Consider the following 26630-nt stretch of genomic DNA (forward strand, 5'->3'; position numbering starts at 1 on the left):
ACGTACCTGTATGGTACGTCGCAGGGAGGCCCCCGGAGCCGGACGACCTCCTGCGCCCGGATCAACACCCCGTCACATGTGGTTGGTGGCGATGGCGTGGGGGCCACACCCGTTCCCATCCCGAACACGGCCGTTAAGCCCCACAGCGCGGATGGTACTGCCGAGGCAGCTCGGTGGGAGAGTACGACGCCGCCAGCCTCATCTCCGAAACGCCCCGCCCGGGTTCGCCCGCGGCGGGGCGCTTCCTTTTCCCATCCCCACACCCCCCACGGCCCGCGCCGCGTTGCGACCGCCGTGGCGCCGGCCACACCGGAGTTGCCGCGGTGGGCTCGCTGCCCCGAAGTTGAGCGCCTTCCCGGCGCTGGCGCAGAGCCCGCCCAAGGACGTGTCACGACCGGCGACAGCCGGCTCGTTCCCCTCGTGCGTATCCAGGAGAGGCGCTGCATGCCCAAGCCGATCGCTGCCCTGGGGGCGCTGGTGGCGGAGCTGGTGGAGGGTCTGGAGGATGGGACCCTCGCGCCCGGCTTCACCCGGCCCCTCCGACGGGGCAGTGCCGAAGGGGAGATCTCCATCGTCCCGAACCCGCGGGACCCGAGCGTCCCGCTCCTGCTGATCACGCTCGAGATCATGGCCGTGCCTCCGGACGGTCGGGGTGCCTTCTTCCGACGTCTGCTCGAGTTGAACGGCACGCTGTTCGGTCGGGCCAGCTTCTGGGTCGGTGGGGATGACCGGGTGCGGTTGGTGGCCGGTCGCCCGATGGAGGACCTCGATCCCTCCGAGCTCGTCGACCTGGTGCTGTGGACCTCCGAGCAGGCGGACCAGTTCGACGACCTGCTCGTGGACGAGTTCGGTGGCGAGGCGCGCCGATGAGCGGCCCGCGGCGCGAACGATCGCACGACATGGCGAACCGCAGCTCCCTGCTGCGCCTGGCGCTGTACTACGCTGCGCTCCTGGGTCTGCTCGTCGTCCTCGCGCGCGCCGCACCGTCGGTGTGGTCGGCCAATTCGCTCGAGCGTCTGCGCGATCTCACGGCTCCCGAAGCCTCCGCCGACGTCACGGTCGGTCTGGACCTCTTCACGGTCTTCCTGTCCGTGGTCTCGTCGCTGCTCATCATGCTCCCGGTCGCGTGGACCTACATCCTCATCAAGCGCCGAGGGGACTACGACCAATCGGTCGTGCACACCCTCCTGGTCCTGCCGGTGGCGGTGACCGGGATCGTGCTGATCGTCCAGAACTCGCTCGCGCTCGCGTTCAGCCTGGCCGGCATCGTGGCGGCCGTGCGCTTCCGCACCACCCTCAAGGACGTCAAGGACGGCGTCTACGTCTTCCTCGCCATCGGGGTGGGCCTGGCGTGTGGCGTCCAGGCGATCGGGGTGGCCGCGGTGGTCTCGGTGGTCTTCAACGCCATCAACCTCGTGCTCTGGGCGCAGGACTTCGGGAACATCTACGCCGACAGTGCGCGTCGCACGCGTGCGCTCAACCTGGGCGAGACGCTGGCGGGGCCCGGTTCGGGGAAGAGCGCGGTCAGCATCGGCGACCGACGCCTCCTCGAGGCCCTGACGCCACGCGACCTGCGTGACGTCGCCGAGCGGATCGCCCGCATGCAGGGTCATCTGGACGCAGAAGCGTCCTCGCAGAAGGAGAAGCGGCGCTACTCCGTCCTGATCGTGCAGGCCAAAGCGGTGGGCATCACGCAGCGCCTCGTGGAGACGCTCCTCGAGCGCATGTGCTTCCGCTGGCGCCTGGCGGAGATCGTCCCGGGAGACGCCTCGACGTCGGTGCTCGAGTACCTGGTCCGGCTGAGGGAGGAGTACACCCCGGGCGAGCTGCTGGACGCCATCCGTGCCGACGGCGGAACGCATGTCCTCGCAGCCGAGATCCGCTCGCTCTCCGGCCTCAAGACCCGCCGCCCGGACGCCGACGACGACTGAGGACGTCAGCGCGCGCCCGGTGCCCCACCGAGCGCGGCGGAGTCCCTGGGGGCGGAAGGTCTCCGGCCCAGGAGCGGGCCCCCGTCCAACCCGTCCGGGACCGCCACACCCATCCACGTGGCCAAGGTCGGCGCCACGTCGACCGCGGAGGCAGCCGTCGGCTCCAGCCCGGGGTCCAACCCCGCTCCCCACAGGACGAAGGGCACGTGCCGGTCGTAGTGGTACGGGGATCCGTGCTGGGTGCCACGGGGCCAGCCCCAGTCGAGCGTGCCTTCGGTCAGGCGGTACCCCACCCCGTAGCGCTCGAGGGTGCTGCCGTACCGGCCGGGGAAGATCGCGTTGCGCTCCAGCACCGCGAACGTGTCCGGGGTCGGCGTCTCGCGGGGCCAGGCCCCGCCGATCCAGTCCAGCGCGCGCAGGGTGTCGACCAGGGCGGACACGGGCTCGGAGCCGCCCTGGAGGGCGCCGCGCACGCCGTCGGAGAAGCGTCGCTGGTCGTCCAGGTCGAGACGCCGGCCGGGGAGGCCCTGGGAGGCCCGCCACTCCGGTGCGTCGAGCACACCGTGGTCGGACGTGAGCGCCACCAGGAGGCGCCCGTCCGGGACCGCGCTCTCGAGGAAGCCCAGGAACGCGCCGAGGGCCGCATCGAGGCGCAGGAGGTTGTCCAGCTGCTCCTGGGAGAGCGGCCCGAAGGCGTGCCCGACGCGGTCCGTCTGCGAGAGCCCCACGGCCAGGTAATCCAACCGGTCCCCGCCGCCGAGCTGCAGCTCCTCGACCGCCGCGCGGGCCACCGCCAGCGTGGCCAGGTCCAGGTCCGGCGTCCGTGCCAGCCAGAGGCCCGGCGAGGAGCCCTCGACGTCGCGCCGGTGCGGGAATGTCGTGTGCACCCCATCCCCCTCCCAGGCGGCCGCGTCCGGCCGGGCGCGCTCCACCACGCCCGCCGGGACGGTGGATTCCCACACCGAGTCGGCCAGCAGCGGGGGCAGCACCCGGGACTGGACGCGGTCGAGCCAGCCGGGATCCCGAGCGGCATACCATGCGGAGGTGACGAAGCGGGCCACGCGCGCATCGTACCAGTAGACGAAGCCGGTCGCCCGCCCGGCCAGGAGCACCGCCGCGCGATCCTTCCCGGCCACCGAGGCGATCCGGGCGTCGGGGTCGACCTGGCGGATCCAATCGGCCAGACCGGGCTGAAGGAGCCGCTCGGGAGAGCCCCCGGCGTACTCCGGTGCGCTCACGAGCGGGGCTTCGCCGTCGACGATGTTCTCCACCGTGCGCCACCCGGTCGAGTCCCGTTCCAGCCAGCCGTTCGCGACGATCCCGTGCCGCGACGGGTGCGTCCCGGTGGAGAGGCTCGCGTGTCCGGGCGCGGTCTCCGTCACCGCATGGTCGTGCGTGAGGTTGGTCCACGAGCGGCCCTCGTCGCGCAGCCGCCGGAAGCCGCCGGTCCACAGGTCGTCATACCGCTCCAACAGCCGGTAGGGCAGCTGGTCCACGACGATCAGCACCATCAGCCCGGGATCCGGTTGCGGCAGCCGCGGGGAGGGTGTGCCTGCGGTGCCGGGTCCCCCGCAGGCAGCGGCCGAGAGGGCCAGGAGGAGCGCGGCGGTTCCGGTGCGCCGTCGCGTCGGATGACGCCGCGCTGGAGCGCCGGGTGTTCGCGTCCTAGGTTCCCCGGTCGGATATGCCCCGGCCTCGGGAGGAGGACGATGATCGGAAGGGCGTGCGCGCTGTTGCTGCTGACGGCCCTGCCGGCCGCCGCCCAGGCGCCGGCGGCCCCGGCCGCACCGTTGTTCGCGGAGGACGAGCCGCTCGTGATGCGGCTGGTGCTGGACGTCGACGCGATCTCCGGTGACCGGAGCGAAGACGCGCCCGAGCGGCCGGGCCTGCTGTTCCTCGAAGCCACCGGTCACACGCTGCCCGTGGATCTGCGCACCCGAGGGAACTTCCGCCTGCGCCGCTCCACGTGCGGTTTCCCGCCGCTGCGCCTGGATCTGCCGCGCAGCCAGCTCGCAGGCACCGTCTTCGAGGGGCAGGACAAGCTCAAGCTGGTCAGCTTCTGCCGGGACGAGAACGACTCCGAGCAGGACGTCCTGGAGGAGTATCTCGCCTACCGCGTGCACACCCTCGTGAGCCCCTGGGCCCTGCGTGTGCGGTTGGTGCGCATGACCTACGCCGACCTCCGCGGTCGCGAGGATCCGGTGACCCGGTACGGCTTCCTGATCGAGGACGAAGAGGCTGCGGCGCAGCGCCTCGGTGGCACCCTCCAGAAGACCCCCTTGTTCGATCCCACGGGCTACGTGCCGCGGGCCCAGGTGCTGACCTCGCTCTTCCAGTTCATGATCGGCAACACGGACTGGTCGATCGTCGAATTCCACAACGCGCACCTGCTGCATCTGGCGGACGGCAGCTTCGTGCCGCTCGTCTACGACTTCGACTTCAGCGGGCTGGTCGACGCGCCGTACGCCGTGGTCAATCCGACGCTGGGGATCGAGAGCGTGCGCGAGCGCGCCTACCGGGGGTTCTGCGTGGAAGGGATGGACTACCTCCCCGTCTTCGCCGAGTTGTTGGCCCGCGAAGCCGATGTGCTCGCCCTGGTGGACGCGGTTCCGGGCCTCAGTCGGCGCAACCAGGGTCGAGCGCGCGACTATCTCGCATCGTTCTTCGAGATGCTCCGCTCCGAAGGCCGGAGGGACCGCTACATCGTGCGGTCCTGCCGCTCCGTCAACTGACATCGCACGTCGCCAGCGCGGCCGCGCCCTCCAGCAGCGCCCGCGTCGCCGCGCCCGGGTCCGGCGCGGACATGACGGCCCCGAGCACCGCGATCCCCGCCGCACCACACCCGGCGAGCGCTGCCACGTTGTGCGTGTCGATGCCGCCGATGGCGACGACCGGGATGCCTGCCGCCCGCGCGACCGCACGGACCCGGTCCGGCCCCACCGCCGCGCCCGCGTCCGCCTTGCTATGCGTCGGGAAGATGGTGCCGCACCCGATGTAGCTGGCTCCTTCGGATGCAGCCGCGCGGGCGCGGTCCGGGTCGTCCGTGGAGTATCCGAGCACGAATCCCTCCGGAGCCAGCGCGCGCGCCGCGGGGAGCGGGAGGTCCTCCGGACCCAGGTGCGCACCGTCGGCGCCGGAGGCCAGAGCCACGTCCAACCGGTCGTTGACGAGGAACAGCGCTCCGTACTCCGCCGTCAGGGCACGCAGCCGGCGGGCGCTCTCCATCAGCGTGCGCGCCGATGCGCTCTTGTCGCGAAGCTGTACGGCAGGGGCGCCCGCAGCCAACGCGCGTTCGACGACCCACTCGACGGCCCGCCCTCCGGCGGCGCTCCGGTCGGTGAGGACCATCAGGCGCAAACGATCGGGGATCACGAGGGCCTGCGCTCGCGGAACGCACGCTGGGCCTCGGCCTTGGCGCGGTTGTGCTCCGACAACGTGCGCGTGAAGGTGTGGTATCCGTCCGGCCGGGCCACGAAGAAGAGGTAGGGCTCCTGCGCCGGGTGGAGGGCGGCGTCGAGCGCGGCTTCTCCCGGCGCGCCGATGGGCCCCGGCGGGAGGCCGGCCTGCCGGTAGGTGTTGTAGGGGTGGTCGGCCACCGAATCGATCGCGGCGTACAGCAGGCGTGCCCGAGGCCCGCCGAGCGCGTAGAGGACCGTGGGATCGGCCTCCAGCCTCCACCCGCGCTCCAGACGATTGTGATAGACGGAGGCGATGCTCGGCATCTCGTCGGGGCGGCGTGCCTCGGCCTGGACGATCGACGCCAGCGTGACCAGCTCGCGCTCGCTCATCTCCAAGGCTGCGAGGCGCGCGCGCCGCTCCGGCGTCCAGAAGGCGCGGTAGCGGTCCGTCATGGCGTCCAGCACCGCGCGGACCGGCGTTCCGGCCGCGAAGCGATACGTGTCCGGGAAGAGGTAGCCCTCGAGGCCAGGGCCCGGCACTTCGTACACGGACTCCACATCCGCAGCGCGGAACGCCTGCTGCACCGAGTCCTCCGAAGCCTCGCTCAGCGCCGCGACGCGCGGAGCGATCTGTCGAAGCGTGAACCCTTCCGGGATGGTCATGGCGACGGTCATCACCCGACCGGCCACCATGTCGTCCAGGATGCGCGCCCAGCCGTCCCCGGTGCGGAATGCGTATCGGCCCGAGCGGACCTGGCTCTCGGCGCCCCGCACCCGGGCGTAGACGCGGAACAGCAGCGGTTGGTCCACCAGACCGCGCGCGGAGAGCGAGTCCACGACCGCCACGAACGGGGAGCCCGCGGGAACGGTGACCTCCACGGCGGCGCCCTGGCCCTCCGTACGGCACCCGGTCGCGGGCAGCACGCTCAACAACAGGGACGCCAGGACCAGCCGGCGGTTCAACGGTCGCCTCCGTCCAGGGGCGTGCGGTCCAACCAGAGCTGCAGGATCAGCGCGGCGGCGGCCGCGTCCACCCGGGTGCGGTCCTCCCGCTTTCCCCGCGGCAGACCGGAGCTGCGGATCGCGCGCTCCGCGCGCACCGACGTCAACCGCTCGTCCTGGAAGTGGAGCGGAATCCCGAGACGGCGGACGAGGGTCACGCCGAACGCCCGCACCTCCTGGGTCCATTCCGTCTCCTCGCCGTCGAGATCCAGCGGCAGTCCCAACACGAGCCCGGCCGCCTCCTGCTCGCGGGCGATGCGCTCCAGGTCGGCCAGGGGGGGGCGCTTGCCGGCCCGGCGTACCAGCGTGGTGAGCGGCGACGCCAGGCGGCCGGTGGGGTCGCTGACCGCCACCCCTACCCGCCGTTCCCCGAAGTCGATCCCCAGGAAGCGCCCGGATGGGCGGGTGGCTCCAGGATGAGGCGCGGTGGGCGGCGCGATGGTGGGCTCCGGGACCGGGGCGGGGCGGGCGCCCCCGAGGCGCCTCGTTCTGGATTATCTTAGGAGGAACGCTCTGCACAAGTGGGGGCCTTCGCGGCTCGGCCCGGCGCTCGCGCGTCGGTGACCGTTCCTACGGAGCACCCCCAAGGCTTCTCCGCATCTCCTTGGAGGCTTCGATGGACGATCACGACGGCACGGAGCGGGTCCTCCCATTCCTCGCGGGTCTCGTGCTGGGTGCGGCGATCGGCGCCGGCGTCGCGCTCCTGACCGCACCCCAGCCGGGGACGCGGACGCGCAAACGGATCCGCCGTGCGGCGCACACCCTGAAGGACGGCGCCGTCGACCGCTGGGACGACCTGGCCGACGACATGAAGCAGCGGGTGGACGATACGGTGCGGGCGGCGCGCAAGCGACTGCCCACCTGACGTCAACGCATCTCGCCCAGGAGACGCTCGGCGCGATCCCGATGTTGCGGGTCCGTGGCTTCGGAGTCGGGAAGCGCGAGGATGCGCTCCAGCTCGCGACGGGCCTCGTCGCTCCGGCCCACCTCGTGGTAGACGCGCGCCAGCTCCAGGCCGTGGATGAGCGCCCAGGGCTCGGCCCGGACGGACGCCTCCAGGTGGGCCACGGCCTCCTCCCAGGAGGCCTGCGAGAACGTGTCACCCCCGAGCAGGCTCCGGGCCAGGAAGCGCGTGAGGCGGTTGGCCCGGAGCACTTCGGCGTGCCATTGCCCCAGGACGTGTTGGGCCACGCCGTTGGTCGGCTCGACCTCCACCACGGCCGTGGCCAGCCGGTAGATCTCGTTGGCCATCTGCACCCGCGTGCGGGCGCCCTGGTCGAGGGCGTGCCGCCCCAGCGCGGCCGCCAGCCACGCGCGGCCTTCCGTCCCTTCCGGTCGGACGGCCACGGCCCGGCGGCCCAGCTCCACGGCCGTGGCGAAGCCGCGCGCGCGCGCTTCACCCTCGGCCAGCATCGCCGACGAGACGGCCTCGCGGGCCGCGCGCCAGAGCAGGGCGTAGGTGCCCGGTTCGACGTCGAGCCCGCGGGAGAGGATGGCCAGCGCCGAGTCGGGACGATGGGGGCGGCGGTAGGCCTCCGCGGCCGTGATCCAGCCGTCGGCGTCCTGCGCGCCGACGCCGGCGGGCAGGAGGATCAGGCCCAGCAGGGGCAGGGCGGGCCACAGGCCCCTTCGACGCGGATGCGGCACGCGTGATCCCCCAGCGAGTGATCGAGGCGAAGCGGGACGGGCAGACCCTGTCCCCGCAGCAGCTCACGGAGCTTCTTACCGGATACGCGAGGGGCGAGGTCCCCGAGCACCAGATGGCCGCGTTCCTCATGGCGGTGGTCTTCCGCGGGCTGGAGGACGAGGAGTTGGCCACCCTCCTGACCGTCATGCTGGAGTCCGGCGCGGTGCTGGATCTCTCGCATCTGTCCCCCCACCGGGTGGACAAGCACTCGACGGGCGGGGTCGGCGACAAGACGTCGCTGGTGCTCGCGCCGCTCGTGGCCTGCCTGGGGGGGATGGTCCCGATGATGTCGGGCCGCTCGCTCGGCCATACCGGAGGCACGCTCGACAAGCTCGAGTCCATCCCGGGGTTCCGCACCGGGCTCGACCTCGGGGAGTTCGAGCGCGTCCTGGGGCGGGTCGGCTGCGCCATGATCGGCGCCAGCGAGCGGATCGCTCCGCTGGACCGGCGCCTCTACGCGCTCCGGGACCTGACGGGGACCGTGCCCTCCCCGGCCCTCATGACCGCGTCCATCCTGAGCAAGAAGCTGGCGGAGGGCATCAATGCCCTCGTGCTCGACGTGAAGGTCGGCCAGGCCGCGTTCCTGCCCGACCTGGAGGACGCGCGCGCGCTCGCGCGCACGATGGTGCGGGTGGCCTCCGAGCGCGGTGTGCCCACGGTGGCGCGGCTGACGGCCATGGACCGTCCGCTGGGGCATGCGGTGGGGAATGCGCTCGAGGTCGCCGAGGCCGTGCGCGCGCTCTCGGGCGAAGGCCCGGAGGACCTGGTGCAGCTGTGCGTGGAGCTCGGCGCCGAGATGCTCGTCACGGGCGGGGTGGAGGCCGGATTGGACACGGCCCGGAGCCGCTGTCGCGCAGCGCTGGCCAGTGGTCGAGCGCGGGAGCGCTTCGCGGCGCTGGTGGAGGCGCAGGGAGGGGATCGCCGGGTCGTCGACGACCCCGCGCTCCTGGCGCGGGCTCCGGAGCGGGCCGTCGTGCATGCGGCATCGAGCGGCGTGGTGCGGAGCATCGATGCGCGCGCCCTCGGCTGGGCCACCGTCGAGCTCGGAGGGGGACGCCGCCACGCCGACGATGCCATCGACGCCGCGGTCGGCTTCGAGATCCAGGCGCGGCCCGGCGGGTCGGTCTCGGTGGGGGAGGCGCTCGGCATCGTGCATGCGCGCACCCCGGCGGACCTGGAGCGCGGCATCGCCCGACTCCAGGCCGCCATCGACATCGGAGAGGACGGTGGCCCACCCCCGCTGCCCCTCCTGCTCGAGCGCATCGACGCCCAAGCCATCCGCGTGCGCGGAGCGCCGCCCGCGCATTGACGCCCGTCCCCGGTCCCGGCATGTTGGCCACCACGAAAACCGCGGGGGGTCATCCCGGAAGCCGGTGAGAAGCCGGCGCGGCCCCGCCACTGTGAGAGGTCCGGAGCACGCTCCGGAACGTCCGCCTGGATCACGCCACTGGAGGGTTCCTCCGGGAAGGCAGGGCAGGACGGCCTCGAGCCAGGAGACCTGACCCCCGCGCACCACAACCACCCGGCCGCTCGTGGGCGGAGGTCGGCGTGACCGGTGCAGGTCCGCGCGCACGCGCAGGCTTCGCCGGCGGCGCTCCCCGTTCCGGGCCAGGCCACGGGTCCCGCGCGGGCGGGACGGGAGAGCCATCCGAATGCGCCGCACCGTCGGCAGTGTCTTGTTGTCGTCCCTGGTCTGTGGGCCCCTGCAGGCACAGGAGCCCGAGCCCTACACCCTCGAAGGGTTCGTCATCACGGCGAGCCCGTTCCCCGTCTCCGCGACCACCGTCGGAAACCACGTGACCGTGCTGGGTGGGGACGACCTGCGTGCGCGGGGCATCACCCGGGTCGTCGATGCCCTCGACGCCGTGCCGGGGATCACGATCGCGCAGAACGGCCCGGAAGGGAGCGTGGCCTCGCTCTTCTTCCGCGGCGGCGAGAGCGATCACACGCTCGTTCTCGTCGACGGGGTGCAGGTGAACCAGCCCGGCGGGGCCTTCGACTTCGCCGGGCTCACCGTGGAGGCGATCGAGCGCATCGAGGTGGTGCGAGGGCCCGCCAGCGCGCTACACGGATCCGACGCGGTGGCCGGGGTCATCCACATCGTCACCCGCGCCGGGCGGGGCGAGCCGCGCGCCGACGTGCTCCTGCGCGGCGGGACCTGGGGACGGCGCGACGGGACCGTACACCTGAGCGGAGGCGGCGAGCGAGCCTCGTTCGCGGCCAGCCTCGCGCGCTACGACACCGACGGCATCCTTCCCTTCAACAACCGACACCGGAACACGGTGTTCCAGGGACACGGGCAGCTGCGCTTCGAAGACGGCGGCCGCCTGGACGTCAGCGCGCGCGTGGGCGAGCGGCGCTATCACTTCCCGACCGCGTCCGACGGATCCGTGGTGGATCGCAACCAGTACACCTTCGCCGACGAGACGGCGCTGTCGCTCACCTGGGCGCGATCCCTCGGCGCCCGCGTCGACCTGCGGGCGGTGGCGAGCACGTTCACGACGGACGGAGGCACCGACGACAAGGCCGACTCCGCAGCCGACAGCGTGGGCTTCTACGCTTTCCAGAGCCTGGACAGCTACCGACGCAGCGCCCTGGACGTACGGGTCGGATGGCGCGCCTCCGACCGGATGCGCTGGACGCTCGGGGCGGAGCTGGAACGACAGGGGGTCCGCTCCTTCACGCTCTCCGAATCGGAGTTCGGACCCTCGACGGGCCGCGATGCCAACGCACGGTCGAACCGCGCGGCCTACACGCACCTGGGAACCCAGCTGGGTCCGGTGCACGTGAACCTGGGAGCCCGACACGAGGACAACGAGCGCTATGGCGGCTTCTCCACGTGGCAGGGGTCGGCATCGTGGAGCCCGGCGCCGTCCACCCGGTTGCGGGCGGCGGTGGGGCGGGGCATCAAGGAGCCGACCTTCTTCGAGACGTTCGCGACGGGCTTCACCCGGGGGAATCCGGACCTGTCCCCCGAGCGCTCGACGTCCTGGGAGCTGGGCCTGGAGCGCTCGTTCCTCGGGGAGCGGTTCCAGCTGCAGGGCACGGCCTTCCGGCAGTCCTTCCGCGACCTGATCCAGTACACGTTCGTGCCGACCACACCGGGCGGGCCCAACTACGACAACGTGGCGGCCGCGCGCTCGGACGGCCTGGAGGTGGGAGCCGGCTGGGACGACGGCACGCTTCGCGCGCGCATCGACTGGACACACCTGTGGACGGAGGTGACCGATGCCGGGTTCGACGAGGGGGTCGGGGCCACCTTCGTGGAGGGTGAAGCGCTCCTGCGCCGTCCCGCCGACCAGGTGCGTGTGGATCTGGGCGCGCGCCAGGGTCGGGCCGGTGCCCATCTGGGGCTGGTGTACTCGGGCGAACGCGCGGACCGGGACTTCACGGCCTTCCCGGCCGCTCCGGTCACGCTCCGGGCCTGGACGACGGTCGCCGCGGGCGTGGATGTGCGCGTGGCCGCAGAGGAGTCACCCCATCAGGCCGAGCTGTTCGTCCGCGTGACGAACGCCTTCGACGCACGCTATCAGCAGGTGTTCGGCTTCGACGCGCCCGGACGGGGGGTCGAGCTGGGAGGCCGTCTGAGCTGGCGGGGCCGCTGACCCTGCGCGCCTCCGCGTCCCCTCAGCGGGGGATGCGGAGGCGCCGGAGCAGACCCTCGCCCGACCGGTCGCACAGGTCGGTGGGCTCGGTTCCCGGCAGGTAGAGCTCCGTGTACTGGTCCTCCTCCGGACACCACTGCGACGCGAGCTTCCCGGTCTTGGCGTCGACGAGCCGCGTGGTCAGTCCGTCCACCATCGGCCATTCGGCCGGGATCTCCAGCATCGGCTCGAAGCCGGGGTCGGAGTCCTCGTCCGTGTTGCCGTAGTAGACCAGGCGCGCGAACTCGCCCCACACGGGCGCGGCGTCCCCGCCTCCGGTGGCATTCGGGCGGGTGGTCTGCGGCAGGTCCATCCCGAACCACACCAGCGCCAGCAGGTTGGGCGTGTACCCGATGAACCAGGTGTTGGTCGCGTCGTTGGTGGTGCCGGTCTTTCCCGCCACCCGCACGTCGTAGGGCAGTCCCGCGGTGGTGCGGACCGCCGTGCCCGTACCGCGGTTCACCGCGTCCTCCATCATGGAGACCATGATCCGCGCGACGGGCTGGTCGAGCACCTCCGCCTGCTCCGGCTCGATCTCCCACAGGACCTCGCCCGTCGCCGACTCGACCCGCGCGATGCCGTGCGGAACCGACTTGGTGCCGAGCGTCGCGAACGCGCTGTACGCTTCCGCCATCTGGAGGGGCACGACCTCCACGGCTCCGATGGCGGTGGATTCGAAGCGCTCGACCTCGGTGCGGATGCCCATGCGCCGCGCCGTCTGCGCCACGGTCTCCAGGCCCACCTCCATGCCCAGCTTGATGGCGATCATGTTGGTGGACGTGCGCAGTCCCTCGCGCAGCGTCATCGGTCCCGCGAACTCGCCGCTGAAGTTCTTGGGCTTCCACTCGGTGGTGTCGAGCTGCGGGATCACGACGGGAGCGTCGATGATGACGTGGGACGCCGGGATGCGGCTGGCGATGGCGGAGGTGTAGACGAACGGCTTGAAGGACGATCCGGCCTGGCGACGAGCCTGGGTGGCGCGGTTGAACTTCGAGTGGCGGAAGTCCCGCCCTCCGATCATGGCCCACACCTCGCCCGTCTGGGGGCTCAGCGCGACGAACGCGCCCTGGACGTAGGGGCTGTTGGCCATGGAGAGCGAGGTCGAATCGGCGAACTGCGCATAGCGCGGGTGGCGGAAGCCGGGACGCCCCTCCACGGCCACGAAGCCGTGCTCCATCGACAGATTGGCCGCTCGCTGCATGGACGCATCCAACGTTGTATGGACGCGCAGGCCGGCGGTGTAGAGCTGGGAGCCGAAGCGGTCGTCCAACTGTCCGCGGACCCACTCCACGAAGTAGGGCGCGATGCCCTTGTCCATCTGGGCCCGCACCGTGGGCACCGGCTCCTGCTTGTAGCGCTCCGCGTCCGCCCGCTCCAGATAGTCCTGCTCCGCCATGAGCTGCAGCACCAGGTTGCGGCGCTCGAGCGTGAGGTCGGGGTTGTTGAGCGGGGAATAGCGGGTGGGGCTCTTGGGGATCGCCGCCAGCATGGCCGCCTCCGAAGGCGTGAGCTCGGAGGCGTTCTTGCCGAAATAGTTGCGGGCCGCCGTCTGGATGCCCAGCCAGTTCTGGCCGTAGTTGATCTGGTTGATGTAGGCCTCGAGGATCTGGTCCTTGGTGTAGACCTCCTCGAGCTGCATGGCCACCCGGGCCTCCTTCAACTTGCGCACGATCAGCTTCCAGATGTCCCGCCGCTCGGAGCCGATGCTCTCGAACATGTTGCGGGCCAGCTGCTGCGTGATGGTGCTGCCGCCGCCCCGCTGCCCGGAGGTGCCGGTCAGGACGCCGAAGGCCACCCGGGGCAGGGCGATGAAGTCGAGCCCGTTGTGCCGGTAGAAGCGCTTGTCCTCGACCGCCACGAAGGCGTGGGGGACGTGCGGCGGCAGGTCCGCGATCTCGACGGGCGTGCGTGCCTCCTCGCCGAACTCCGCGATGAGCTCGCCCCCGCGGGCGTAGACCTTGCTGGTCTGGGTGGGCTCGTAGTTGTAGATCTGGGCGATCGACGGACAGGTCGCGCACAGGTTCTGCCAGGAGCCCAGGGCGCCGCCCAGGGCGGCGAAGCCCAGGAAGACGGCCGGCATCCAGACGTAGGGGACCTGTGCGAAGCGCTTGACGACGGCGAGCGGCTTCTTCCACATGGCGGGCCTGGCCCGGTGCGGGACAACGGGCGACCGGGCGAGCCCGGTGGGCGAACGGGAACCGAACTGCAAAGCTAAAGCCAGTACACGGAGCCAGCTACCGAGGTCCGGGATCCGCCCGACCGCGTATGGGTAGGCTGGCGGAACAATGGCGCCGGCAGGCGCCCGGAAGGATGGACGGGAGCGCATGAAGGGACGACCGCGACGGGTCGAGAAGCCGTGGGGCCACGAGCTCATCTGGGCCGAAACGGAGCACTATGTGGGCAAGATCCTCCAGATCAACGCGGGGGAGGCGCTCTCGCTGCAGTACCACGAGATCAAGGACGAGACGCTCTACCTGCTGGAGGGCGTGCTGCGCTTCTACGCCGGCCCGGTCGGAGGCGACATCGAGGAGCTGACGTTGGAGAAGGGCGACAACTTCCGGGTCCGGCCCCATACCGTGCACCGCATGGTGGCGGTCACGGACTGCACCATGCTGGAAGCGTCCACGCCGCACCTGGAGGACGTGGTCCGGCTGGAGGACCGCTACGGTCGCGCCGCCGTGCCGGAGGCCGGTTGACCCGGGTGGCCTTCGCGCTGGGGTCCAACGTCGGGGATCGTCGGGCCCACCTGACGGCGGCGGCCCACGCCCTCTGCGGCCGCCTCCACCGGGCGGCCGTGTCCTCGCTGTACGAGACCGAGCCCGTCGGGGACGTGCCCCAGGCCCCCTACCTCAACGCGGTGGTGGTCGGGGAGACGGGGGCGGGCCCCTCCGAGCTGGCGGACTGGATCCGGAGCCTGGAGGCCGCGGCGGGCCGGATCCGCACCCAGCGCTGGGGCCCGCGCACGCTGGATGTGGATGTCCTGCTCCTGGGCGCGCGCACGCTGGAGGCGGCCGGTCTGCGCATCCCGCATCCGCGCTTCCGGGAGCGGGCGTTCGTGCTGGAGCCCCTGGCGGAGATCGCTGCCGATTGGGTCGATCCCGAGACCGACCTCTCCGTGGCGGGCCTGCTGGAGCGCCTGGCGCCCGCGGACCGCACGGAGGTGGTGCGGGTGGAGGCGCCCGAATGGGCAGGCGCGGTCCCATGCTGACGCTGGCGGCCGCCCTCCTCGTGAGCGCCTGCGCCGCCCCCCCGGACACCACCTGGGTGCGCTCCTCCGATCCGGCGCTGGCGCGCATGGCGGGGGAGCTGCTCCCGGCGCTCGCCGCCAAGGCCAACCTGGCCCTGACCGAGCCCGTCCGGGTGGAATGGCGGAGCCGCGAGGAGCTGGAGCGCTATCTGCGGGTGAAGGTGGACGAGGAGCTGCCGGTGGCGCGGGCGCAGGCCCTGTCCGACGCCTACGGGCTCCTGGGCCTGTTCCCCGCACCGGTGGACCTGCGGGCCCTGTTGCTGGACGTGCACCTCGAGCAGGTGGCCGGCTTCTACGACCCCGACTCCACGGCGCTGTTCGTGATGCGCGAGCAGCCGGAGGCGATGACGCGGACCATCCTGGTGCACGAGCTGGTGCACGCCATCCAGGACCAGACCACGTCGCTGGATTCCATCACCGCGCGCGAGCGCGGCACCGACCGGCAGACGGCGGCGCAAGCCGCCATCGAAGGGCACGCCACGTTGGTGATGCTGGAGTTCATGGCCGAGGGGATGCGCGGCGAGCCGCTCGACCTCTCCACGGTGACCGACTTCCAGGGGCGCATCCGACCCCTGCTCGAGCAGGCGCGCACGCAGTATCCGGCGCTCGCCTCCGCACCGCGTGTCATCCAGGAATCGCTGCTCTACCCCTATCTGGCGGGCGCCGGCTTCGTGCAGGCGCTCTGGCAGGCGCAGGGCGGTCGGCCCGCTCCCTTCGGCCGCGATCTTCCGCAGTCGACCGAGCAGGTGGACGATCCTGCGCGCTTCGTGGGGGAGCGCGACGACCCCACGGCGCTCGCGCTGACCGCGCCCGGTGTCGAGATCCGGATCGAGGACGAGCTGGGGCAGCTCGGAACGCGCATCCTGCTGGAGGAGCGGGCGGGTACCATGGCGGGGGCGGCCGCGCGCGGATGGGACGGGGACCGCTTCCTCCTCTGGGAGCAGGGCGGTCAGAGCGGGTTGGTCTGGGCCACCGTCTGGGACGACCCCGCCGCCCGCGACGCCTTCCTGGACACCCTCGCCGGGGGGGAGTGGGCGCTGGAGGCGCGCACGGTCTCGGACCGGCCGGTGGCGATCGTGCGCATCGGTGCCGAGCCTCCGTCCGGGGTGGAGCTGTCGGTGCCGTGATCCTCCCGCCCGCCCGGGTCGTCCGCTCGACTGCGGCAGCCGGTGACTACCCGCTCTACGTGGAGGCCGGACGAGCGTGCGCGTTGGCGCCCCTGCTGGAGGACGTCGCTCCGGGAGCCCGACTGGCCGTGATCGCCGACGCGACCGTGGCCGCGCTGCACGCGGATGCGGTGCGCGCCGGCTGCGCGCGACCGAGCGACCTGTACACCTTCCCCGCCGGCGAGCCCTCCAAGTCCGTGGCGGAATGGGCCCGCCTCACCGGGGCGCTGCTCGCCGACGGGCACGACCGGGACTCGCTCGTGATCGCGCTGGGCGGGGGTGTGACCGGGGATCTAGCCGGCTTCGTGGCAGCGACGTTCATGCGCGGCGTTCCGGTCGTGCAGGTGCCCACCACGCTGCTGGCCATGATCGACTCGTCGGTGGGCGGCAAGACCGGCGTCAACACGCCGGTCGGCAAGAACCTGGTCGGGGCCTTCCATGCGCCCCGCGCCGTGGTGATCGATCCCACCCTGGGAGCCACCTTGCCCGTCCGCGAGCGCGCACAGGGGCTCGTCGAGGCCGTCAAGCACGGAGCCATCCGCAGCGCGGCCCATCTGGGCCGCATCGAAGACGCCGCCGCCGCCCTCCTGGCCGGAGACGTGGAGGAGACCGCGGCCGTCGTCCGCGACTCCATCGCCATCAAGGCGGAGGTGGTGGGCCAGGACGAGCGCGAAGCGGGGCTGCGGCGCATCCTGAATTTCGGGCACACCATCGGGCATGCCCTGGAGCGGTTGAGCGACTTCGCGCTCCCGCACGGGACGGCCGTGGCGGCCGGCGTCATCGCCGAGGCGCGGCTGGGCGAGGCCCTGGGCGTCAGCGACGCGGGCACGGCCGAGCGGATCACGACCGCGCTGTCCGCGCTGGGCCTCGACGGCGAGCCCCTGACCCGCTGGCCCGCCGAGGCCATCGTGGCCGCCACCCGCTCGGACAAGAAGGGGAAGGAAGGGCGCGCGCGCTACGTCCTGCTGGAGCGGGCCGGCGTGGTGGCCCCCGGCGCAGGCTGGCTGCACACCCCGGAAGAAGAGGCGGTGGTTGCGGTGCTGCACGCGCGGGGGTGACGAACGTGCCCGCCCCGGGTTATCCTCCCGACGCCGGAGACGGCATCCATCGCACCATGCACGTGGAGTCGGATGGCGCTGTTCGAACGCGTCACTGATCTGACGGTCGCCTCGGCGCTTGCCAGCCGGGCCACCTCGAATCCCGAGGATCCCTTCCTCTTCTTCGGGAACGACGTGCTGACCTATGGGCGCGTCGAGATGCGCGCCGAGGCGCTCGCCGCGTCGCTCGCGGGCTTCGGCATCGGGGCCGGCGACCGGGTCGCGCTGGTGCTGCCGGCCTGGCCCGAATACGTCATCTCCCTCTTCGCGGCCGCGAAGCTCGGCGCGGTGGTCGTTCCGATCAACCCGCGCATCATGGCGCCGGAGCTCCAGTTCGTCCTGCGTCACTCGCAGGCGGTCTGCGCCGTCGTGGTCGAGGGCGTCGACGACATCGACTACCTGGCCCGCTTCGAGGATCTCTTCCCCCGCCTGCCCGACCTGCAACATCTGGTCACGGTCGGCAGCGAGGACCTCTGGTACGACGACCGCATCTACCAGTTCGAGGATGCGCTCTCGGCCGGAGCGGGGCGGGACTATGACGCGCCCCCGCTCGATCCGGGCACGCAGTCGTTCTCCCTGTTGTATACGGCCGGCACCACCGGCAAGCCCAAGGCGGTCGAGCTGACGCACGCGAGCGTGCTGGCCGTCGCGGCGGCCACGGCGCGTCTGCTCGGTCTGGACGCCTACGATCGCGTGATCGGCGTCACGGGGCTCTTCCACGCCTTCGGCATCGGGCCCGGCCTGCTGGGCACCGTTCTGGCCGGTGCGAGCCTCGTGCTCCAGGAGAGCTCCGCGGTCGGGGAGACCCTCGATCTGATCGAGCGACACGGGGTGACCGTCCACTACGGGGTACCGCCCCTGCTCCGGGCGGAGCTGCTGGAGCAGCGGACCCGTCCTCGCGCCCTGGCCTCGCTGCGGGCCGGCATCGTCTCGGGGGCGGCCCTGGGGGAGGATCTCCTGGACGCGCTCCGGAGCGAGCTCTGTCCGGGCCTCGAGGTCGCCTACTCCGTGACGGAGACCAGCTCCACGGTCTCCCTGACCGGTCCGGGCGATCCGGCACCGAAGCGACGGCAGACGGTCGGGCGGCCCCTGCCGGGGACGGAGATCCGGGTCCTGGGCCCCGATGGACGGCCCCTTCCGCCCGAGAGCGTGGGGGAGATCGCCGTGCGGGGCCCCGGCCTCATGCGCGGGTACTATCGACAGCCCCGCCTGACGGCCGACCAGATGGATCCGGACGGATTCTTGCAGACGGGCGACCTGGGCCTCCTCGACGAGGACGGGTACCTCCATTTGGTGGGCCGTCGGCGAGACGTTATCATTCGCGACGGCTTGAGCGTGTACCCTCTCGAGGTGGAGTCCCGTATCCAGGACCACCCCTCGGTGCGCGCCATTGCCGTGGTCGGCGTCCCGGATCACGTCCGGGGTGAGGCCATCCATGCGTGCGTCGTCCCGGAAGAGGGCGCGATCGTCACGCACGAGGAGATCCGCGATTGGTGCGCCGTCACGTTGGCGGCGTACAAGATTCCAGACGCGGTGACGTTCCTCGACGCATTGCCCCTTACAGGTACGGGTAAGGTGCGGCGCCAGGACCTCGCCCGGCGGCTTGCCGCCGGCACGAGCTCTGGCGCCAACTTGGAGGCGTGAGGCTCCCTCCACCACGTCCCACGTCCGAGAGGAGTGGGGCGGGCGAGGCGGCTTCGCGGCACATCTACAACTTTGCTGCGAAAGCACAGAAGAAGGACATGAACAACCCATTCCATCGGGCTCCGCACGTCGCGACGCCCCTGCACGGCGCCCTCGATCGGGGGCACAACGCCGCTCTCCTCATCGATTTCGACAACGTCACCATGGGGATCCGCAGTGATCTCTCCCGGGAGCTGAAGCTGCTCCTGAATTCGGAGGTGATCCGCGGGAAGGTGGCGGTCCAGCGAGCCTACGCCGACTGGCGCCGGTATCCGCAGTACATCGTGCCGCTGTCCGAGGCGTCCATCGACCTCATCTTCGCGCCGGCCTACGGCAGCTCGAAGAAGAATGCGACCGACATCCGGCTCGCGATCGATGCGCTCGAGCTCGTGTTCATCCGGCCCGAGATCTACACGTTCATCCTGCTCTCCGGAGACAGCGACTTCTCCAGCCTGGTGCTCAAGCTGAAGGAGTACGGCAAGTACGTGATCGGGGTCGGGCTCCAGGAGTCCAGCTCCGACATCCTCGTCCAGAATTGCGACGAGTACTACTCGTACAGCACGCTGACCGGCCTGCAGAAGACCACAGACGCCGAGCGGGTGGAATTCGACCCGTGGGTGCTGGTGGAGAAGGCCGTGGAGCGCATGGTCGAACGGAGCGACGTGATGCGCTCCGACCGGCTCAAGCAGGTCATGGTGGAGCTGGACGCCAGCTTCGAGGAGCGCAAGTTCGGCTTCGCGAAGTTCTCCAAGTTCCTGGCCGAGGCCGCGGGGAAGGGGCTCATCGAGCTCAAGAAGCTGGACAACGGCCAGTACGAGGTCGGCCCGGGGCGCGGCAAGCGCTCGCAGAAGCGCACGCGGCGCTCGGTACGCGCGGTGCGGGCGGAGCCCTCGCTGCCGGATGCCGACGTCGAGCCGTCGGTCGCCCACGAGCAGGAAGACCTGGAGGTGGTCGAGGTCGAGTCCCGCCCGGACACCCTGGACCGCGCCTACAGCCTGCTGCGCGAGGCCGTGCAGGAGCTCAAGGACTCGGGGCGCGATCCGGCCCGGGATTCCGACGTCAAGCGCCGCATGCTGCAGCTCCGCTCGTCGTTCGACGAGGGCGAGCTGGGCTTTCCCAAGTTCAGCAAGTTCCTCAAGCAGGCGCACGACGATCGCATCGTGAAGATCGAGCGCCTGGACAACGGCCAGTACGAGGTCGCCCTGCCGGGAGGCGGGCGCTCCGCCAGCGGAGGTCGCAGTCGGGACGGCCGCGGTCGCAAGCGCGACGACAAGCGCGAGGAGGGTGAGGGCAACGGCCGCCGCGGCCGGAGTGGTCGCAGCGGGCGTGAAGCACGCGCCTCCGACGACGACGATCGGAACGAGCGCGAGAGCCGGCGCGGCCGGCGGGACCGCGACAGCCAGCCGGCGGAGGAGGACGAGTCGCCGCGGAGCGAGCGTCGAAGCCGCCGGGAGCGTGAAGCCGCCGCCTCCGAGGACGACGACCAGGGCGGGCGCGAGAGCCGGCGTGGCCGGCGGCGCCGCAACGGCGACGACGAGCCCCAGGCGGAGGCGCCGGAGCGCGGCCGCGGGCGGCGCTCCGCGGCGGCCGACCGCTCCTCGGAGGTCGACGAGCCGGAGGACGGCGCGTCCCGCGGACCGGCCGAGGCCGCTCCGGTGGAGCCCGAGGCCCACGTGGAGGATGCGCCTGCCGAGCGGCCGGAGCGCGAGCCCCGGCGCTCCGCACGGGCCCAGCCCGAACCGGACCCGGAGCCGCAGCACGCGGCCGAGCCGGAGCCGCCCGTGGAACGCGCCGCGGTCGAGGTCGCTTCGGCGACCCGTACGGCCGAGGCGCCGGCCTCGTCGGGTCGGAGCGGGGGCCTGACCCCGCGCCAGCAGAAGCGCACGCGCGGGCGTGAAGGCCCGCCGCCGCTGCTCGAAGGCCAGGTCGTGAAGGCGCCGAAGTCGGACGGCAGCGCGCCCTCGGACGGATCACCCGCGAGCGAGTGAGCCGAACGCCGCCCTGGACCGGGGCGGACCGTCCCCCGGTCCAGGCGCCGTTCGATCTGCCGACGCTGCCGGCCTCCCCGGTCGAGGCCGCGCGGGCCCTCCTGGGCGCCGTGCTCGTGTCCGACGTGGGCGGCGTGCGCACCTCCGGGGTGATCGTCGAGACGGAGGCCTACATCGGCCCCGCCGACCCTGCCTCGCACGCGGCTGCCCGCATCGGGCGCACGGCCCGCAACGCCACCATGTTCGGGCCTGCGGGCACCGCCTACGTCTACCGCATCTACGGTCTGCACGACTGCGTCAACGTCGTCACCGGTCCCGTAGGCCGCCCTCTGGCCGTTCTCGTTCGCGCCCTGCATCCTCTGGAGGGCCGGGCGTCGATGGCCCGCCGCCGGGATCGGGCCGACGACCTCTGCTCCGGTCCGGCCCGACTCTGTCGCGCGCTGGGCATCACCCTGGATCTGGACGGACATCCCCTGGACCGACCCCCCCTCCACCTGACGGCCGGCTGGGACGTCGCGCCCGCAGCGGTGCGCGTCGGCGGCCGCGTGGGGATCTCCCGCGCCGGGGAGTGGCCGCTCCGCTTCAGCGTCCGGGATGAGCCGGCCGTCTCCCGCGCCCGCGGTCGTCCTGCTCGCCGGTCCTCCTCCTTCCTCGACGCGCTCGCCACCCTGGAGACGTCATGATCGAACCCGGTTGGTTGGCCCTGCTCCCTCCCGTGCTCGCCATCGTTCTCGCGATCGCGACCCGGCAGGTCTACCTGTCGTTGGCGGCGGGCGTCTGGCTGGGCTGGACCATGCTCTCCGGTTGGAACGTGGGCACGGGCCTCGGCCGTGCCATCGATGGGGTGGTCGACGTCGTGGGCGACGCAGGCAACGCGAAGGTCATCCTCTTCACGCTGGTGATCGGCTCGTTGATCCGCACGCTCGAGGCGTCCGGTGGCGTGCGCGGCTTCGTGCACCGGCTCGAGGAGGGGCGCTTCGTGCACAACGCCACCCGCGCGCAGTGGCTCGCGTGGGCGGTGGGCGTCGTCATCTTCATCGAGTCCAACATCACGGTGCTGGTCGCCGGCTCGGTCTCGCGTCCGCTTTTCGATCGCTTCCGCGCCTCGCGCGAGAAGCTGGCGTATCTCATCGATTCCACCTCCGCGCCCATCTGCATCCTCATCCCCCTGAACGCGTGGGGCGCCTACAACCTCGGCATCCTGACCGAGCTGGGCGTCGAGGACCCGCTCGGCGTGTTCGTCCGCTCGATCGCCTTCAATTTCTACGCGTTCTTCGCGGTGGGGCTGGCGGCCCTGACCATCCTCTTCAAGATCGACCTGGGCCCGATGAAGCGTGCCGAACAACGGGCCGCCACCGGACTGGTGCTGCGCGAAGGTGCGCAGCCGATGGTGAGCGAGGACGTGACGGCGCCACCCGCGACCGACCGGATCCCCCCGCGCGCGCTGAACATGATCCTGCCGATCGTGTTCATGGTGGTGATGATGCCGATCGGTCTGTTCATCACCGGCAACGGCGACCTGCGCGACGGCTCAGGCTCCACGTCCGTGCTGTGGGCGGTGTTGTCCGCCCTGGCGCTGTCGTGGATCCTGCTGCTCGCCCAGCGCGCGTTCACGCTGGACGAGCTGATGCGCATCGCGCTGAAGGGCGCGGGCGGTCTGGTGCCGCTCGCGCTCATCCTCCAACTGGCGCTCGCGCTCGGCGCGGTCACCACGGAGCTCGGCACCGGCGCCTACGTGGCCCACGTCACCGCCGGGCTCCTGCCGCCGGTCCTGTTCCTGCCGCTGATCTTCGCGGTCTCCGCCGGCATCGCGTTCTCGACCGGCACGAGCTGGGGCACGTTCGCGATCATGCTCCCGATCGCCGTGCCGGCGGCGGCCACGCTCGGGCTGCCGGCGGCGCCGTTCGTGGCGGCTTCCTTGTCCGGTGGCGTGTTCGGCGACCATGCCTCGCCCATCAGCGACACCACCATCATCGCCTCGATGGCGGCGGCGACCGATCACATCGACCATGTGCGCACGCAGCTGCCCTACGCCTTGATCGCCGGCGGGGCCGCGGCCCTGTGCTTCGCGCTCGTGGGCGCCGGCCTCTGAGTGGACGGTGTCCCCGTGGAGCGCACGCTTCTCGGCGATCCGTCCGGGGTCGACCGCCGCACCGGGACCCTCGCTGTGACCCGCGGGTAGAGCGGCCCGGCCCGGCGTGGCCGGGCCCGACGTACCGTTGTCCGGACGCAACAAACGAAAGGAGCAGGGCGTGAACATCGTCGTCTGCGTCAAGCGGGTGCCCGACACCGAGACGCGTGTCCGCGTCGCCCAGGACGGGACCGACATCGATCCCAGCGGCGTGAAGTTCGTGGTGAGCCCGTACGACGAGTTCGCCCTGGAAGCGGCGTTGCGGGCCAAGGAAGCGGGCGTCGATGCGACCGTGACCGCGCTCTCGCTCGGAGACGCCGCGACAGCGGAGACCCTGCGACAGGCGCTGGCGATGGGCGCCGATCAGGCCGTCCTGCTCGAAGGTGCGGCCGGAGCGGACGGTCTCGCGGTCGCCAAGGCCCTGGCCGCGGAGCTGGAGGGCCGGCAGGACGAGCTCGTGTTGTTCGGGATCAAGGCCATCGACGACGACCAGCAGCAGGTGGGCCCCATGGTCGGCACGCTGCTGGGCCGACCCTGCGCCACGTCGGTCTCGTCGTTCGAGGTGGACGGCGCCGTCGTGCGCTGCCGCCGCGAGGTCGAAGGAGGCACCGAGACCGTCGAGCTCCCCCTGCCCGCCGTCGTGAGCATGACCAAGGGCCCGCATGAGCCGCGCTACCCTTCGCTCAAGGGGATCATGGCGGCCAAGAAGAAGCCGCTCGAGCAGAAGGCCGTCGAGGTCGCGCCGCCTCGCTTGACGGTGGCGTCGATGACGCTGCCGCCCGAGCGGCCCGCGGGACGCATCGTGGGCGAAGGCCCCGACGCGGTGCCCGAGCTGGTGCGTCTGCTGCGCGACGAAGCCAAGGTCCTCTAGAAAGCCCTCTCCGGAAGAAAGCGAAGATCCATGGGTCCAGTCCTGGCGTTCATCGAACAGAAGGGTGGCGCGCCGCGTGGCTCCGCCGCCGAGGTCCTCACCGCCGCCCGCACGCTCGCGGACGCGCTCGGCACGACCTGCGAGGCGCTCCTCGTCGGCGCACCGGGCCTCTCCGCCGCGGCGGGGGACGCCGGTCGCTGGGGTGCCACCCGGGTCCGGGTGGCCGAGCATGCCGAGCTGGAGACGGTCCGCCCCGAGGCCTACGCGGCCGTCGTGGCGGAGGCCGTCCGTTCCGCGGGCGCGCGGGCCGTGGTGTTCGCGGCGAGCGCCACTGGCAAGGACCTGGCGCCGCGCGTGGCGGCCCTGTTGGACGTGCCGCTCGCGCAGGATGTGACCGAGATCGCGGTCGACGGCGGGAACGTCCACGCGGTCCGACCGGTCTACGCGGGCAAGGCGTTCCAGCGGGTCCAGCTCCAGGCCGAGCCGGCCCTGCTCACGCTACGGCCCAACTCCGTGCCGGCCCAGGAGCATACGACCGAGGCGGCGGTGGAGACGTTCACGCCGGAAGTGCCCGACGCCGCGCTCCGGACGCGGGTCGTCGGCTTCGAGGCGGCTGCCGGGGACGCCGTCGATGTCGCCGAGGCGTCGATCGTGGTCTCGGGCGGGCGCGGGATGCGCGGCCCCGAGCATTGGCCCCTGCTCGAAGCGCTGGTGGCGGCCCTGGGCTCCGAGGCCGGGCTGGGCGCATCGCGCGCCGTCGTCGACGCGGGGTGGCGGCCCCACGGCGAGCAGGTCGGGCAGACCGGCAAGACGGTCTCCCCGCGGCTCTACATCGCGGCCGGCATCAGCGGCGCCATCCAGCATCTCGCGGGCATGCGCACCGCCGGCACGATCGTGGCCATCAACAAGGATGCCGACGCGCCGATCTTCCAGGTCGCCGACTACGGGATCGTGGGGGATCTGTTCGAGGTGCTGCCGCGACTCACCGAAGAGGTGGCGCGCCTGCGCACGGACTGACGCAGCGCGACGGGGGGCGCGATGCCTCCCGCCGCATGGTTCACGGGAAACCGCCCAGCCAGATCACGGGATCGACCTCGCGACCGCGCTTCCACACCTCGAAGTGCAGGTGGGGGCCGGTCGCGTCCCCGCTCTGACCGCTGCGCGCGATGATCTCCCCGCGCTCCACCTCGCGTCCCACGTCGACGAGCGCCACCGAGAGGTGCGCGTACACGCTGAGGATGTCGCGGCCGTGGTCCAGCCACACCACGGTCCCGTAGCCACGCATCGTACCCGCAAAGCGCACTCGTCCGCCGGCCATCGCGCGCACGTCCGTGCCGAGACGAGCCTCCAGGTCCACCCCTCGATGCAGGTCCGGTCCGCCGCGCCACCGCACGCCGAACGGGGAGGTCACCCGCGACCCCACCGGCCACGTGGGCAGCACGCACCCGCCCACGGCCAGGAGGGCGGCCAGGGCGGCGGCAGCCGGTCTCATGCGTCCGGTGCGCCGGGGGAGCGCCCCAACCACAGGATGTCGCAGGGCGCGCCCGCCGCGATCCGGCCGGGATCGGGGGGGATGAGCGCCAGCGCGTCGGCGCTGGCCAGCGGGGAGATGAGCCCGGAGCCCTGGGGACCGGTGGGCTCCACCACACGCTCGGCTCCGTCGTCCCGGACGCGCACCCGCGCGAAGACGGTCAGACCGGACGCGCCCACGAGCGCCACGCCGGCCCGCGCGCGCGCGGTGCGCGGCCCTGGTTGGCGGAGCCCGGCCAGCGCCTCGAGATAGGGACGCCCGAACAGCTCGAAGGTCACGAAGGCCGAGCTGGGATTGCCCGGCAGGCCGAGCACGGCCACCGGACCGTCGGGGCCGGGCAGATGTCCGAACGAGACGGGGCTCCCCGGCCGCATCCGGATGCGCCAGAACGAGGGTCGGTAGCCCATGCCGTCGAGAACCCGCTTGAAGAGATCGTGGGCGCCGACCGACGCGCCCCCCACCGTGACCAGCAGGTCCGTCCCGGCACAGGCGCGCTCGATCCCCGCGCGCAGCGCATCGGCACGGTCGGGCAGCGCAAGGGTCGATGCGGCTTCGGCCCCGGCCTCCCGCGCCTGCGCCACCAACATCGCGCTGTTGCTGTCGATGACGCCGTGTCCCTGGCGCACGGCGTCCACCGAACCGGGCGGCAGCAGCTCGTCTCCCGACGTCAGGACCGACACCCGTGGCCGGCGGTGGACCGGTATCTCCGTACAGCCGGCCGCCACGAGCAGCGCGATGCGTGCCGGCGTGAGCAGCGCGCCCACCTCGCCGATGGAGGCGCCGGCCTCGAAGTCCTCACCCCCTCGCCGGATGTTCCGCCCGGCCGCCACCGCTCGCTCGACGACCAGGTGCTCGCCGTCCAGGTGGGTGTCCTCGGCGCGGACCACCGCGTCCGCGCCCGGAGGCACCGGCGCCCCGGTCATGATGCGGATGGCCTGTCCGGCGCCGAGCGGCCCCACGGTCGGCCCGCCCGCACGGGACTCGCCCACGACCACGAGGGGAGTGGGATCCTGCGGGTCCAGGTCCTGGGCCCGTACGGCGTAGCCGTCCATGGCCGAGTTGTCCCACGGGGGAAGACGGAAGGGAGCGGTGAGGGGGGCGGCCAGCACGCGCCCGCGGGCCGCGAGCACGGAGACGGGCTCCGCGGGAAGGGGCCGCGCCTCCGCGAGGATCCGCGCCCGTGCCTCGTCGTAGCCCAGCCAGTCGGCCGGACGGGTGTCGAACGGGGCGTCGAGCGGGGTCACGCGCAGCGCG

24 protein-coding genes, 1 rRNA gene and 1 riboswitch are annotated in these 26630 nt (G+C 72.1%); of the genes, 17 read left to right on the forward strand and 8 right to left on the reverse strand.

The genetic code is table 11. The features are described from left to right. The first annotated feature begins 81 nt into the window (after nt 1-81). From rrf to R3E98_05890, 3 genes are all read left to right on the forward strand, one after another. Nucleotides 82-198: ribosomal RNA gene (gene rrf, locus R3E98_05880) — 5S ribosomal RNA — on the forward strand. 246 nt (nt 199-444) lie between these two features. Continuing rightward, nucleotides 445-870 carry a hypothetical protein gene (locus R3E98_05885; protein MEZ4422915.1) on the forward strand — a complete coding sequence of 142 codons (426 nt, stop codon included), beginning with the start codon at nt 445-447 and terminating at the stop codon, nt 868-870. A gap of 29 nt (nt 871-899) precedes the next feature. After that, nucleotides 900-1931, forward strand: coding sequence for a DUF4956 domain-containing protein (locus R3E98_05890; protein MEZ4422916.1), 1032 nt, complete (start codon nt 900-902; stop codon nt 1929-1931). 5 nt (nt 1932-1936) lie between these two features. Here R3E98_05890 and R3E98_05895 read toward each other — a convergent pair whose 3' ends face one another. Further along, entirely contained in the window at nt 1937-3442 is a 1506-nt protein-coding gene (locus tag R3E98_05895; protein MEZ4422917.1) for an alkaline phosphatase family protein, read from the reverse strand. A gap of 198 nt (nt 3443-3640) precedes the next feature. Here R3E98_05895 and R3E98_05900 point away from each other — a divergent pair, with 198 nt between their 5' ends. Beyond that, a complete protein-coding gene (locus tag R3E98_05900; GenBank protein ID MEZ4422918.1) occupies nt 3641-4663 on the forward strand; it encodes a hypothetical protein in 1023 nt (340 codons plus the stop codon). On the opposite strand, the gene thiE is transcribed toward R3E98_05900, so the two are convergent. Genes thiE through ruvX form a run of 3 tightly spaced genes read right to left on the reverse strand, consistent with a single transcriptional unit; the run spans nt 4656 to nt 6771 of the window. After that, a complete protein-coding gene (thiE, locus tag R3E98_05905; GenBank protein MEZ4422919.1) occupies nt 4656-5303 on the reverse strand; it encodes a thiamine phosphate synthase in 648 nt (215 codons plus the stop codon). The two genes, R3E98_05900 and thiE, sit on opposite strands and share 8 nt — an antisense overlap. Then, on the reverse strand, nt 5300-6292 hold the full coding sequence (mltG, locus tag R3E98_05910) for an endolytic transglycosylase MltG (GenBank protein ID MEZ4422920.1): 993 nt from the start codon (nt 6290-6292) through the stop codon (nt 5300-5302). The genes thiE and mltG overlap by 4 nt, the downstream gene beginning before the upstream one ends. Further along, nucleotides 6289-6771: a Holliday junction resolvase RuvX gene (gene ruvX, locus R3E98_05915; GenBank protein ID MEZ4422921.1), complete on the reverse strand. Its 483-nt coding sequence runs from the start codon at nt 6769-6771 to the stop codon at nt 6289-6291. Before ruvX ends, mltG begins: the two co-directional genes overlap by 4 nt. Before the next feature lie 176 nt (nt 6772-6947). Here ruvX and R3E98_05920 point away from each other — a divergent pair, with 176 nt between their 5' ends. Then, on the forward strand, nt 6948-7196 hold the full coding sequence (locus tag R3E98_05920) for a YtxH domain-containing protein (GenBank protein MEZ4422922.1): 249 nt from the start codon (nt 6948-6950) through the stop codon (nt 7194-7196). A 2-nt stretch (nt 7197-7198) separates the two neighbouring features. Here R3E98_05920 and R3E98_05925 read toward each other — a convergent pair whose 3' ends face one another. Beyond that, complete coding sequence (locus R3E98_05925) at nt 7199-7978, reverse strand: hypothetical protein (GenBank protein ID MEZ4422923.1); 780 nt, start codon at nt 7976-7978, stop codon at nt 7199-7201. Nucleotides 7979-7980: 2 nt separating this feature from the next. Here R3E98_05925 and R3E98_05930 point away from each other — a divergent pair, with 2 nt between their 5' ends. Both R3E98_05930 and R3E98_05935 read left to right on the forward strand, forming a co-directional pair. Beyond that, a complete protein-coding gene (locus R3E98_05930; GenBank protein MEZ4422924.1) occupies nt 7981-9327 on the forward strand; it encodes a thymidine phosphorylase in 1347 nt (448 codons plus the stop codon). Nucleotides 9328-9383: 56 nt separating this feature from the next. Then, nucleotides 9384-9516, forward strand: a riboswitch (cobalamin riboswitch). Between the two features lie 154 nt (nt 9517-9670). After that, nucleotides 9671-11623: a TonB-dependent receptor gene (locus R3E98_05935; protein MEZ4422925.1), complete on the forward strand. Its 1953-nt coding sequence runs from the start codon at nt 9671-9673 to the stop codon at nt 11621-11623. 22 nt (nt 11624-11645) lie between these two features. Here R3E98_05935 and R3E98_05940 read toward each other — a convergent pair whose 3' ends face one another. Next, nucleotides 11646-13799 carry a PBP1A family penicillin-binding protein gene (locus R3E98_05940; GenBank protein ID MEZ4422926.1) on the reverse strand — a complete coding sequence of 718 codons (2154 nt, stop codon included), beginning with the start codon at nt 13797-13799 and terminating at the stop codon, nt 11646-11648. Nucleotides 13800-13986: 187 nt separating this feature from the next. On the opposite strand from R3E98_05940, the gene R3E98_05945 reads away from it, so the two are divergent. From R3E98_05945 to R3E98_05990, 10 genes are all read left to right on the forward strand, one after another. After that, nucleotides 13987-14358, forward strand: coding sequence for a cupin domain-containing protein (locus tag R3E98_05945; GenBank protein MEZ4422927.1), 372 nt, complete (start codon nt 13987-13989; stop codon nt 14356-14358). A 5-nt stretch (nt 14359-14363) separates the two neighbouring features. After that, complete coding sequence (gene folK / locus R3E98_05950) at nt 14364-14870, forward strand: 2-amino-4-hydroxy-6-hydroxymethyldihydropteridine diphosphokinase (GenBank protein ID MEZ4422928.1); 507 nt, start codon at nt 14364-14366, stop codon at nt 14868-14870. Beyond that, nucleotides 14846-16036 carry a DUF6782 family putative metallopeptidase gene (locus tag R3E98_05955; GenBank protein MEZ4422929.1) on the forward strand — a complete coding sequence of 397 codons (1191 nt, stop codon included), beginning with the start codon at nt 14846-14848 and terminating at the stop codon, nt 16034-16036. The genes folK and R3E98_05955 overlap by 25 nt, the downstream gene beginning before the upstream one ends. Further along, on the forward strand, nt 16033-17133 hold the full coding sequence (aroB, locus tag R3E98_05960; protein MEZ4422930.1) for a 3-dehydroquinate synthase: 1101 nt from the start codon (nt 16033-16035) through the stop codon (nt 17131-17133). The genes R3E98_05955 and aroB overlap by 4 nt, the downstream gene beginning before the upstream one ends. A gap of 72 nt (nt 17134-17205) precedes the next feature. Further along, nucleotides 17206-18816: an AMP-binding protein gene (locus tag R3E98_05965; protein ID MEZ4422931.1), complete on the forward strand. Its 1611-nt coding sequence runs from the start codon at nt 17206-17208 to the stop codon at nt 18814-18816. A gap of 98 nt (nt 18817-18914) precedes the next feature. Beyond that, nucleotides 18915-20843: an NYN domain-containing protein gene (locus tag R3E98_05970; protein MEZ4422932.1), complete on the forward strand. Its 1929-nt coding sequence runs from the start codon at nt 18915-18917 to the stop codon at nt 20841-20843. Next, entirely contained in the window at nt 20840-21526 is a 687-nt protein-coding gene (locus tag R3E98_05975; GenBank protein MEZ4422933.1) for a DNA-3-methyladenine glycosylase, read from the forward strand. The genes R3E98_05970 and R3E98_05975 overlap by 4 nt, the downstream gene beginning before the upstream one ends. Beyond that, entirely contained in the window at nt 21523-22935 is a 1413-nt protein-coding gene (locus R3E98_05980; protein ID MEZ4422934.1) for a Na+/H+ antiporter NhaC family protein, read from the forward strand. Before R3E98_05975 ends, R3E98_05980 begins: the two co-directional genes overlap by 4 nt. A gap of 160 nt (nt 22936-23095) precedes the next feature. Continuing rightward, nucleotides 23096-23845, forward strand: a complete 750-nt coding sequence (locus tag R3E98_05985) for an electron transfer flavoprotein subunit beta/FixA family protein (protein MEZ4422935.1) — start codon at nt 23096-23098, stop codon at nt 23843-23845. 30 nt (nt 23846-23875) lie between these two features. Next, nucleotides 23876-24862 (forward strand): electron transfer flavoprotein subunit alpha/FixB family protein, encoded by a 987-nt coding sequence (locus tag R3E98_05990; GenBank protein MEZ4422936.1) that lies wholly within the window; start codon nt 23876-23878, stop codon nt 24860-24862. A 40-nt stretch (nt 24863-24902) separates the two neighbouring features. Here R3E98_05990 and R3E98_05995 read toward each other — a convergent pair whose 3' ends face one another. Together R3E98_05995 and R3E98_06000 are read right to left on the reverse strand one after the other, a co-directional pair. Continuing rightward, nucleotides 24903-25337 (reverse strand): M23 family metallopeptidase, encoded by a 435-nt coding sequence (locus R3E98_05995; protein MEZ4422937.1) that lies wholly within the window; start codon nt 25335-25337, stop codon nt 24903-24905. Continuing rightward, nucleotides 25334-26620 (reverse strand): molybdopterin molybdotransferase MoeA, encoded by a 1287-nt coding sequence (locus tag R3E98_06000; GenBank protein MEZ4422938.1) that lies wholly within the window; start codon nt 26618-26620, stop codon nt 25334-25336. Before R3E98_06000 ends, R3E98_05995 begins: the two co-directional genes overlap by 4 nt. Nucleotides 26621-26630 lie beyond the last annotated feature (10 nt).

The sequence above is a fragment of the Gemmatimonadota bacterium genome (assembly GCA_041390125.1).
In the GTDB taxonomy this organism is placed as follows: Bacteria; Gemmatimonadota; Gemmatimonadetes; order Longimicrobiales; family Gaopeijiaceae; genus JAGQIF01.

What these genes read in the sequence shown, in the direction of transcription:
- R3E98_05885 (MEZ4422915.1), top strand. Translation starts at nt 445, where the DNA reads ATGCCCAAGCCGATCGCTGCCCTGGGGGCGCTGGTGGCGGAGCTGGTG.
- R3E98_05890 (MEZ4422916.1), top strand. Translation starts at nt 900, where the DNA reads ATGGCGAACCGCAGCTCCCTGCTGCGCCTGGCGCTGTACTACGCTGCG.
- R3E98_05895 (MEZ4422917.1), bottom strand. Translation starts at nt 3,442, where the DNA reads ATGGTGCTGATCGTCGTGGACCAGCTGCCCTACCGGCTGTTGGAGCGG.
- R3E98_05900 (MEZ4422918.1), top strand. Translation starts at nt 3,641, where the DNA reads ATGATCGGAAGGGCGTGCGCGCTGTTGCTGCTGACGGCCCTGCCGGCC.
- R3E98_05920 (MEZ4422922.1), top strand. Translation starts at nt 6,948, where the DNA reads ATGGACGATCACGACGGCACGGAGCGGGTCCTCCCATTCCTCGCGGGT.
- R3E98_05935 (MEZ4422925.1), top strand. Translation starts at nt 9,671, where the DNA reads ATGCGCCGCACCGTCGGCAGTGTCTTGTTGTCGTCCCTGGTCTGTGGG.
- R3E98_05940 (MEZ4422926.1), bottom strand. Translation starts at nt 13,799, where the DNA reads ATGTGGAAGAAGCCGCTCGCCGTCGTCAAGCGCTTCGCACAGGTCCCC.
- R3E98_05945 (MEZ4422927.1), top strand. Translation starts at nt 13,987, where the DNA reads ATGAAGGGACGACCGCGACGGGTCGAGAAGCCGTGGGGCCACGAGCTC.
- R3E98_05955 (MEZ4422929.1), top strand. Translation starts at nt 14,846, where the DNA reads ATGGGCAGGCGCGGTCCCATGCTGACGCTGGCGGCCGCCCTCCTCGTG.
- R3E98_05965 (MEZ4422931.1), top strand. Translation starts at nt 17,206, where the DNA reads ATGGCGCTGTTCGAACGCGTCACTGATCTGACGGTCGCCTCGGCGCTT.
- R3E98_05970 (MEZ4422932.1), top strand. Translation starts at nt 18,915, where the DNA reads ATGAACAACCCATTCCATCGGGCTCCGCACGTCGCGACGCCCCTGCAC.
- R3E98_05980 (MEZ4422934.1), top strand. Translation starts at nt 21,523, where the DNA reads ATGATCGAACCCGGTTGGTTGGCCCTGCTCCCTCCCGTGCTCGCCATC.
- R3E98_05990 (MEZ4422936.1), top strand. Translation starts at nt 23,876, where the DNA reads ATGGGTCCAGTCCTGGCGTTCATCGAACAGAAGGGTGGCGCGCCGCGT.
- R3E98_05995 (MEZ4422937.1), bottom strand. Translation starts at nt 25,337, where the DNA reads ATGAGACCGGCTGCCGCCGCCCTGGCCGCCCTCCTGGCCGTGGGCGGG.